Origin of the sequence: Streptomyces sp. NPDC056128, from assembly GCF_042263835.1 — a bacterium.
Lineage (GTDB): Bacteria > Actinomycetota > Actinomycetes > Streptomycetales > Streptomycetaceae > Streptomyces.
Genome location: NZ_JBHJVQ010000059.1, coordinates 1 through 11,499 on the forward strand (window position 1 = coordinate 1; position 11,499 = coordinate 11,499).

Annotated in this window: 2 protein-coding genes; both read right to left on the bottom strand. The window is 68.0% G+C overall.

All coding sequences use genetic code 11. The features are described 5' to 3' along the window. On the bottom strand, positions 1-10,925 hold a 10,925-nt coding region (locus ACFC1X_RS40325; RefSeq protein ID WP_376364614.1), incomplete at its 3' end, for an amino acid adenylation domain-containing protein. Next, a partial coding sequence (locus ACFC1X_RS40330; RefSeq protein ID WP_376364617.1) for a phosphopantetheine-binding protein occupies positions 10,922-11,499 on the bottom strand: 578 nt, incomplete at its 5' end. The genes ACFC1X_RS40330 and ACFC1X_RS40325, both read right to left, overlap by 4 nt.

Genomic DNA, 11,499 nt, shown 5'->3' on the forward strand with positions numbered 1-11,499 from the left:
CCAACCCGCACATCCCCCGCCACCACCGACAACACCCGCACCAACCGCTCAGCAAACACCCCCACACTCACCCCATCGAACAAATCCACCGACCCCGTAACCGACCCCCGCAACCCCCCAGGACGACCCTCACCATCAATCACCTCACCCAACGACACATCAAGATCAAACTTCGCCGCCGCCAGCTGCACCCCCACCGGCGCCACACGCACACCCGGCAACTCCAGAGCCGCTCCATCCACGTTGTGGAGGGTGAGCATGACCTGGAACAGCGGATGCCGCGCGAGCGAACGATCCGGCGCCAGCACCTCCACCAACCGCTCGAACGGCACCTCCTGATGCTCCAAAGCCGCCAGGCTTGTCTCCCGTACCCGCTCCAGCAGCTCGCCGAAGGTCGGGTCCCCCGACACATCGGTGCGGAGCACCAGGGTGTTGACGAAGAACCCCACCAGGTCATCGAGGGCCTGGTCGGTACGGCCGGCCACCGCCGTACCGACGGGAATGTCTTCGCCCGCACCGAGCCGGGACAGCAGTACCGCAAGCGCGGCCTGCACCACCATGAACAGCGTCACGCCCTGCTCCCGCGCCAGCGCCGCCAGCTGCGCGTGCACCTCCGCCGGGACGACGACCGACGCCGTGTGGCCCCGGTGCGACGCGGCTGCCGGCCGCGGCCGGTCGCCCGGCAGCACCAGTTCCTGCGGCGCCCCCGCCAGCGCGTCCCGCCAGAAGCTGACCTGGCCGGCCAGCACACTGCCCGGATCACTCTCATCACCCAGCAGCTCCCGCTGCCACAGGGTGTAGTCCGCGTACTGCACCGGCAGCGGCTCCCAACCGGGTACACGGCCGTCACGCCGTGCGGCGTACGCGACGGAGATGTCCTGGGCCAGGGGGCCCATGGACCATCCATCTCCCGCAACGTGATGCACCACCACGACCAGGACGTGCACATCCGCACCGGTCTCGAGCAGGAGCGCCCGCAGCGGTACCTCGACGGCGAGGTCGAACCCGCGTCCGGTCTCCTCCATCACCAGGTCTGCCACCTCATCCTCGGCGGCCTGTGCGACCCGGAGCACCTCCCCCAGCTCACCGGCAGTCAGAACCTGCTGATACGGCTCCCCGTCCACCACCGGGAACACCGTCCGCAGCACCTCATGCCGCTCCAGCACATCACCGAACGCCGACCGCAGCGCAGCCACGTCCAACACACCGTCCAGACGCAACGCGATCGGGATGTTGTACGTCGCGCTCGGCCCCTCCAACTGCGCCAAGAACCACAACCGCCGCTGAGCGAACGACAACGGCACCCGCTCCGGCCTCTCCCACCGCACCAACCCCGCCCGCGCCGCATCCGCACCCGTGATCCGCCCAGCCAACCCCGCCGGAGTCGGAGCCTCGAACAAGGCCCGCACACCCAACTCGACCCCGAACACCACCCTCAACCGCGACACCAACCGCATCGCCAACAACGAATGCCCACCCAGCGTGAAGAAGTCCTGCTCAACCCCCACCCACTCCAGACCCAGCACCTCGGCAAACGCCTGACACACCAGCTCCTCGGCCACCGTGGCAGGACCCCGCCCACCAGCAGACGAATACTCAGGCGCCGGCAGCGCGGAACGGTCCAGCTTCCCGTTCACCGACAGCGGCAACCCGTCCAGCACCACCACCGCCGACGGCACCATGTACTCCGGCAACCGCCCAGCCACGAAGCTCCGCAGGTCACCATCCACCGGGCCGTCGCCCTCGGGCACGACGTAGGCGACCAAGCGCTTGTCACCCGGAACGTCCTCACGAGCGACCACCACCGCCTGGCCCACCCCAGGATGCGCGGCCAGGACAGCCTCGACCTCAGCCGGCTCAACCCGGAACCCGCGGACCTTCACCTGATCATCCGCACGGCCCACGAAGGCCAGCTGCCCGTCCACCGTCCACCGCGCCAGATCACCGGTCCGGTACATCCGCTCACCCAGACCACCGAACGGACACGCCACGAAGCGTTCCCCGGTCAGTCCCGGACGCTGGTGATAGCCACGGGCCAGCTGCACGCCAGCGACATACAACTCCCCCGCCACCCCAGGCGGCACCGGCTCCAGGAACCGGTCCAGCACATACACCCGCGCATTCGCCACCGGCCCACCCACCGCAGGCACACCCACCCCATCGTCAAACACCTGCCCGGCGGTGACCATCACCGTCGCCTCCGTCGGCCCATACGTGTTCACCAACACCCGGCCACCCGCCCACACCCGCGCCACCTCAGCCGACAACAGCTCACCGCCCACCAGCACCCGCTCCAGCCCCGGCATCCCCGCCGGGTCGACCACACCCAGCAGCGAGGGCACCACACTCGCCACGCTTACCTCTTCCCGCACCACCAGGTCAGCCAGCAACCCCGCATCCGCCCGCTCCGCCTCCGACGCCACGACCAGCCGGCCACCCGACGCCAACGCCACCGCAACATCCAGCACCGAACCGTCAAACCCAAACGACGCAAACTGCAACACCCCCACCCCAGGGCCAGCACCCAGCACCGGACCCAGAGCCGCCACCAAACCCACCACCGCCCCCTGAGACACCACCACACCCTTCGGCACACCCGACGACCCCGACGTAAACATCACATACGCCGCCACACCCGGCCCAGCACCCACAGGACCCACCACCGGCGCAGAAACCACCCCCGCATCATCCAGACACACCACCGGCACACCCAGACCATCCGGCAACCCACCAGCCAGCCCCCGGACCGTCACCACACACACCGGCCCCGCCTCCGCCAGCACCACCCTCACCCGCTCCACCGGATACGACGGATCAACAAACACATACGCACCCCCCGCCTTCCACACCCCCAACAACGCCACCACCACATCAACCGACCGCTCCAACACCACCCCCACCACCGACTCCAACCCCACACCCCGACCCACCAACACACCCGCCAACCGACCAGAACGCTCATCCAACTCGCCGTAAGTCAGCCTCTCCTCCCCACACACCACCGCCACCGCACCCGGATCCCGCACCACCTGCCGCTCGAACAACTCCACCCACGTCACATCCGGCACCGACACAGCACCGTCGTTCCAGCCGTCCACCACCTGCTCCCGCACCGACGGCGGCAGCACATCCACACCACCCAACGCCGCCCCCGGCGCAACCTCCAACGCCCCCACCAGCTCCCCCACCGCCCTCTGCACCAACTCACACACCAACCCGGCATCCCCCGGAGCCACCGCATCAACCGCCACCGCAAACCCAGACCCCAAATCATCCACCGCAACCGCCAGCGGATAATTCGTCCGCTCCTGCGCGAACAACAGCTCAACACCCGCAGCCCCACCACGCACCGAAGCACCAGCACCCGCCCCCGGGCCGCCATGGCGATAGTTGAACAGCGAGGTGAACAACGGAGCCGAAGCCGGCACCGCACTGACCTTCTGCGCCAGCGCGAGCGGGGCGTGCTCGTGCACCAACAGGCCGGCCAGCTGTCCCTGCATCGCCCGCACCGCACCGACTACATCCAGGGCCGCCACGTCTACCCGCACCGGAAGCGTGTTGATGAACGGACCCGGAATCCGCTCCGCCCCCACCCCCGCATTCATCCGCCCCAGCAACAGCGTCCCGAACACCACATCCGACCGCCCGGCCAGGCTCGCCAGCACCCGCGCATACGCGACGTGGAACAACGTCGCCGGACTCACCCCCAACCCACGGGCCTGCTCCCGGACACGCCCCGCCAGCCCCTCATCCACCACCAGCCGCGCCTGCTTCACACCCGTGCCGTCGCCGCGCGTATCGGCCAGGCCGAACGGCAGCGTCGGCTCCGTCACATCCCTCAGCAGCTCAGCGAAGAACTCCTCATGCTCCGCACGGGAGACCCCCAGCCGGGCCTGCGCCACGAAGTCCCGGAACGGCAGCGGCACCGGCAACTCATCCCCGCGCCCCTCCATCAACGCCGCGACCTCACCCAGCACCACCTGCAATGCGGTGTGGTCCTGGAGCAGGTGGTGCACCTGCACCAGCCCAAGCCACCGACCCGTCCTCCCCGGGTCAGCCGCCACGTGCACCCGCAGCAACGGCGCCTGCCGCAGATCGATCCACCGTCCGGCGAGCGCCTGCAGCTCAGCCTGCGGATCACCGTCTCCGGTCAGGAGGACCTCTGTCACGGGAACCGCCGCACGCCGCCGGACCACCTGCAACGGCTCCGGCAATCCCTCCCACACGAGCCCGGTGCGGTAGATGTCGTGCCGGTCCACCACCCGCTGCAGCGCCGCCAGGAACCCATCCAGCCGCTCACGGCTGTCAAAGCCCAGCACCATCGGCACGAGGTATACGTCCGCCGCACCAGGGCCGGTGAGCAGGTGATGGAAGAAGATGCCCTCCTGCAACGGCGCCAGTGGATACACGTCGGCCACATTCGCCGCCCCGCCCTCGACCGACTCGCAGACCAAGTCGATCTGCGCCGCCGTCAGCTCCACCAGCGGCAGCATCTCCGGCGTAATCACCTCCACACCCTGCTCAGGGATGCCGTTCGCAGGCACCTCCACCACGCCCCCGCCACTGCCGGCAGCTGCCAGCGCCGCAGGCGTCGGAGCCTCGAACAGCACCCGCACCGACACCCCGAACCCACGCTCACGCAACCGCTGCACCAACGACACCGCCAGCAACGAGTGCCCACCCAGCTCGAAAAAGTTGTCCTCCACCCCCACCCGCTCCACACCCAGAACATCCGCGAACACCTGACACACCAGCTCCTCAGCCACCGTGGCAGGACCCCGCCCACCGCCAGACGCGTACTCCGGAGCCGGCAGCGCGGAACGGTCCAGCTTCCCGTTCACCGACAACGGCAACTCATCCAGCACCACCACCGCCGACGGCACCATGAACTCCGGCAACCGCTCTGCGGCAAACCCCCGCAGATCATCACCCTGCGCACCCTCATCCGCGAGGACCACATACGCGACCAGGCTCTTGTCCCCAGGAGCATCCTCACGCGCAACCACCACCGCCTGACCCACCCCGGGATGCCCCGCCAGGACCCCCTCCACCTCACCCGGCTCAACCCGGAACCCCCGCACCTTCACCTGATCATCCGCACGACCCACGAACACCAACTGCCCGTCCGCGGTCCACCGCGCCAGGTCGCCGGTCCGGTACATCCGCTCACCCGGACCACCGAACGGGCAGGCCACAAACCGTTCGCCCGTCAGCCCCGGTCGACCTCGATATCCGCGAGCCAGACCCGCACCCCCCAGATGCAGCTCCCCCGCCACACCCGGCGGGACCGGCTCCAGGAACCTGTCCAGGACATAGACGCGGGTGTTGTCGACCGGCCGGCCGATCGGGACACCCCCGCCCAGCGCGTCACTCGGGCTCCCATGCCAAGACGTCGAATCGACCGTCGTCTCCGTCAGCCCGTACAGGTTGTACAACTCCACACCGAGGAGGTCGGTGACGCGCTCATGCAAAGCACCCGGCAATACCTCGCCGCCGCAGAACAGCATCCGCAGGCTCGCGCAATCGACCGCCCCGGATTCGGCGGCGAACGCCGACAGCAACGAAGGAACGAACTGCGCGACAGTGACTTCCTCACGCTGCATCAGATCCACCAGGTAGGCCGGGTCGCGATGCCCATCCGGCGCGGCGATCACCAACGCCGCCCCGGACATCAACGGCCACCACAGCTCCCAGACCGACGCGTCGAACCCGAACGGCGTCTTGTGCAGAACTCGATCCGACGCCTCCAGCCCGAACACCCGTTGCATCCAGTTCATGTGATTGACCAGGCCGCCGTGGGTGACCACCACGCCCTTCGGCCGCCCCGTCGACCCGGACGTATACATCACATACGCCGCGTGCCCGGCCGTCAGGACCGGACCCGTCCGCTGCCCCCTCCCGACCGACACCGCCTCGTCGACGGCAAGCACGGGCACGGCCAGATCTGCCGGAAGTTCACCAGCCTGCGCACGCGTCGTGAGCACACAGGACGGCCGGGCGTCGGACAACGTGAACGCGATCCGTTCAGAGGGATAGCCGGGATCAACCGGAAGGTAGGCAGCACCGGCCTTCCACACCGCCAGCAGCCCCGCCACCAGCTCAACCGACCGCTCCAGCATGACCGCCACGACCGACTCCGGCCCCACACCCCGACCGGTCAATACCTCCGCCAGCCGGTTCGCCCGCTCATCCAACTCCCCATACGACACCCGCTCATCCCCACACACCACCGCAACCGCGCCCGGGTCCCGAGCCACCTGCTCCGCAAACAGCTGGGCCAGCGTGGTGTCTGAAACCGTGATGGCGGTGTCGTTCCAGCCCACCAGCATCTGCTCGCGCTCGACACCGGAAAGGAGCGCGATCTCGCGCAGTGGTCCTTCCGGAGCCTCTTCCAGCGCAGTGATCAGCCCGTCAAGGGCGGTGTGCAGCGATGCGCACACGAGTTCCGGATCACCTGGAGCAATCACGTCAGTCGTGAGTCCGAACCTTGAACCGTCGTCATTTACCGCAACGGCCAAGGGGTAGTTCGTGAGGTCCTGGCTGTGTACAAGATCCACGCCAGCCAAGGCGCGTCGGCCGCCCTGAGTGGAAGTGGAAGCCGTGCCCGACTGAGGACCGCGACGGTAGTTCAGCAGCGACGTGAACAGCGGGGCTGAGGCCGGGACGCCGCTGGCCTTCTGCGCCAGGGCGAGCGGGGCGTGCTCGTGCACCAGCAGGCCGGCCAGCTGCCCCTGCATCGCCCGCACCGCACCCACGACGTCCAGGCCCGCCACGTCCACCCGCACCGGCAGAGTGTTCATGAACGGACCAGGCACCCGGTCCGCACCCCGCCCGGCATTCATCCGGCCCAGCAACAACGTCCCGAACACCACATCCGACCGACCCGCCAGACCCGCGAGCACCCGCGCCCACGCCACATGGAACAACGTCGCCGGACTCACCCCCAACCCACGCGCACTCTCCCGCACCCGCACCGCCAGCCCGTCATCCACCCTCAACCGCGCCGACCGCACACCCGTGCCATCACCACGAGCATCAGCCAGGCCGAACGGCAACGTCGGCTCCGTCACATCACCCAACAGCTCAGCGAAGAACTCCTCATGCTCCGCACGCGAAACCCCCAACCGCGCCTGCGCCACAAAGTCGCGGAAGGGCAGCGGCACCGGCAAATCACCCCCACGCCCCTCCATCAGCAGCGCGACCTCGCTCAGCACCACTTCCGCGGCGGTGTGGTCCTGGAGCAGGTGATGCACCTGCACCAACCCAAGCCACCGACCCGTCCTCCCCGGGTCAGCCGCCACGTGCACCCGCAGCAACGGTGCCTGCCGCAGATCGATCCACCGTCCGGCGAGCGCCTGCAGCTCAGCCTGCGGGTCGACCTCCCCGCTCAGGACCACCTCGGTGACCGGGATGACGGCACGCCTCCGGACCACCTGCACCGGCTCCGGCAGCCCCTCCCACACGAGCCCGGTCCGGTAGATGTCGTGCCGGTCCACCACCCGCTGCAACGCCGCCAGGAACCCATCCAGCCGCTCACGACTGTCAAAGCCCAGCACCATCGGCACCAGGTACACATCCGCCTCACCAGGACCGGCCAGCAGGTGATGGAAGAAGATGCCCTCCTGCAACGGCGCCAGCGGATACACATCCGCCACATTCGCCGCCCCACCCTCCACCGACGCACAGACCAAGTCGATCTGCGCCGCCGTCAGCTCCACCAGCGGCAGCATCTCCGGCGTAATCACCTCCACACCCTGCTCAGGGATGCCGTTCGCAGGCACCTCCACCACGCCCCCGCCACTGCTGGCAGCTGCCAGTGCCGCGGGCGTCGGCGCCTCGAACAACACCCGCACCGACACCCCGAACCCACGCTCACGCAACCGCTGCACCAACGACACCGCCAGCAACGAATGCCCACCCAGCTCGAAAAAGTTGTCCTCCACCCCCACCCGCTCGACGCCCAGCACCTCCTCGAACACCTGGCACACCAGCTCCTCAGCCACCGTGGCAGGACCCTGCCCAGCGCCAGCCGAATAGTCCGGGGCGGGGAGCGCTGCCCGGTCCACCTTGCCGTTCACCGACAGCGGCAACTCATCCAGAGCCACCACTGCCGACGGCACCATGAACTCCGGCAACCGAGCACCTACGTAGATACGCAAGTCCGCTGCTGCTACCTCCCCACCAGTAAGAACCACATATGCGACGAGGCGCTTGTCCCCAGGCGCATCCTCGCGTGCGACCACGACCGCCTGGCCCACCCCGGGATGCGCCGCCAAGACGCCCTCGACCTCACCCGGCTCCACCCGGAACCCCCGCACCTTCACCTGATCATCCGCACGGCCAACGAAAACCAACTGCCCGTCCGCACTCCACCGCACCAGGTCACCGGTCCGATACATCCGCTCACCCACACCACCGAACGGACACGCAACAAACCGCTCACCCGTCAGCCCAGGCCGCCCCTGATACCCCCGCGCCACACCCGTCCCCGCCACATACAACTCACCCGCCACACCCGGAGGCACCGGCTCCAGGAACCGGTCCAGCACATACACCCGCGTGTTCTCCAACGGCCGGCCAATCGGCAACACCCCCGGCACCGACCCCACATCCCCCACCACCCACTGCGTCGCACACAACGTCACCTCCGTCGGCCCATACAAATGCCGCACCGAAGCCTCTGGGGCAGCCGCCAGCACCCCCGACACCGCAGCCGACGGCACCACATCCCCACCCGTCAACACCTCACCCACCCCAGCAAAGCAACCCGCATCCTCCTCCACCAGCACCCGCAACAACCCCGCGGTCACATGCACCCGATCCAACCCACCACCCGCCACCAACGACAGCAGCACACCACCGTCCACCTCACCGACCGGCGCCAGCACCACCACCCCACCGCCCGCCAACGTCACCCACAACTCGTACACCGACGCATCAAACGCAAACGGAGCCCACCCCAACACCCGACACCCCGCCACCACACCCCAGGACCCGTCCACCACCAAACCCACCACATCCCGCTGACACACCACCACACCCTTCGGCACCCCCAACGACCCCGACGTATACATCACATACGCCGCCACACCCCCCAACCCACCCACACCCAAACCCACACCTGGATCCACCCCCGCCAACTCCACCACCACACCCGGATCATCCAGACACACCACCGGGACCGAAGCCCCATCAGGCAGCATCCCGGCCAGATCACTCACCGTCACCACACACACTGGCCCCGCATCCCCCACCATCAACTCCACCCGCTCCGCCGGATACGACGGATCAAGCGGCAGATACGCACCCCCCGCCTTCCACACACCCAACAACGCCACCACCAAATCAACCGACCGCTCCAACATCACCCCCACCACCGACTCCAACGCCACCCCACGCCCCCTCAACACACCCGCCAACCGAGACGACCGCTCATCCAACTCCCCATACGTCAGCGTCTCCTCCTCACCTACCACTGCCGGCGCATCCGGAGTCCGTGCGACCTGCTCCGCGAACAACTCCACCCAGGTCACATCAGGCACCGACACACCCGTGTCGTTCCAGCCCTCCACCACCTGAAGGCGCTCAGCCTCGGACAGAACCTGGACCTGCCCAAGCCGCATCTGCGGCGTCGTCACCGCACCTGTCAGCACCCGCACCAACCAGCGTCCGATCCGCTCTACGGTGTCGGCGTCGAACAGATCGGCCGATCCCGTCAGCGACCCGCGCAACCCCCCAGGACGCCCCTCGCCATCAACCACCTCACCCAATGACACATCAAGATCAAATCGAGAAGGCAGTTCGTGATCAATCATCATCTGGGCACGAAGACCGGCGAGCTGAAGTGTCGCCTGACCCGTGTTTCGAACGCTGAGCATCACCTGGAACATCGGATGGCGGGCAAGAGACCGATCTGCTGCCAGCAGTTCCACGAGCCGCTCGAACGGAACGTCCTGGTGGTCGAGAGCAGCAAGGCTCGTCTCCCGCACCCGTGCCAGCAGCTCGCTGAAGGTCGGGTCACCTGACATATCGGTGCGCAGCACCAGAGTGTTGACGAAGAAGCCGACCAGGTCATCCAGTGCCTGATCCGTGCGTCCGGCAACCGCTGTACCGATCGGGATGTCATCTCCCGCACCCAACCGCTCCAGCAACACGGCCAGAGCGGCCTGCACCACCATGAACAGCGTGACGCCCTGCTCCCGCGCCAGCAAAACCAGCCGAGCATGCACCTCCGCCGGGACTTCAAGCGTCACCGTGTGGCCCCGGTGCGAGGCCATCGCCTCCCGCGGCCGGTCGACCGGCAGGAGCAGTTCCTGGGGCGCCCCCACGAGCGCTCGACGCCAGTAGCCCACCTGCTCCGCCAGCACACTGCCCGGATCATCCTCGTCACCGAGCAGTTCACGCTGCCAGAGGGTGTAGTCCGCGTACTGCACCGGCAGCGGCTCCCAGCCGGGCGCACGACCGTCACACCGCGCCGCATACGCGACGGAGATGTCCCGCGCCAACGGCCCCATTGACCAGGCGTCCCCCGCGATGTGATGGAGCACGACCGCCAGCACATGCCTGTCCGCACCGGTCTCGATCAGTAATCCACGCAGTGGGACCTCGGTCGACAGATCAAACCCGCGCCCGATCTCCTCCGCAACCAGATCCCCGGCCTCCCCCTCGGTGGCCCGCCTGACCCTCAGAACCTCCCCCACCTCACCGGCAGCCAGGATCTGCTGATACGGCTCTCCGGAAAGGGAAGGGAATACCGTCCGCAACACCTCATGCCGGGAGATCACGTCGCTCATTGCCGCCTGCAACGCCCCGACATTGAGGGCACCCTCCAGACGCAGCACAACCGGCATGTTGTAGGTCGCGCTCGGCCCCTCCAACTGCGTCAGGAACCACAACCGCCGCTGGGCGAAAGACAACGGAGTCATCGGGCTTCCCCCTCCTTACGCATGGGCCGCAGAGGCGGCCGGGCAGGTTTCCGCTCACTTCCAAGTCGCACCGCGAGTGCCGCAGGCGTCGGCGCCTCGAACAGCGTCCGCATCTCTACCTCGGCCCCAAGGACCGCCCGTATCTGAGAAACCAGGCGAGTCGCGAGCAAGGAGTGTCCGCCGAGTTCAAAGAAGTCATCATCCGCCCCGACCCGGTCCAACCCGAGCACCGTCGCGAATGCCTCGCACAAGACGCGTTCTTCCCGGGTGGCCGGCTCACGGCCTCCGCCTGCGGCTCCGTGTTCCGGAGCGGGCAGCGCAGCACGGTCGAGCTTGCCATTCGCGGTCAAGGGGAAAAGTGGCAGGGAAACGAACGCAGAAGGAACCATGGAGCCAGGAAGCCGCCCGGCGGCAAATTCCCGAAGCTCCGCGGTCAGGTCCTCGCCCGCCCGAGTTCCCTCTTCACCCGCCGGCACGATGTAGGCGACGAGCCGCACATCCCCCGGCACATCCTCACGCGGAACCACCACCACCTGACCCACCCCCGCATGAGACCCCAACACCGCCTCCACCT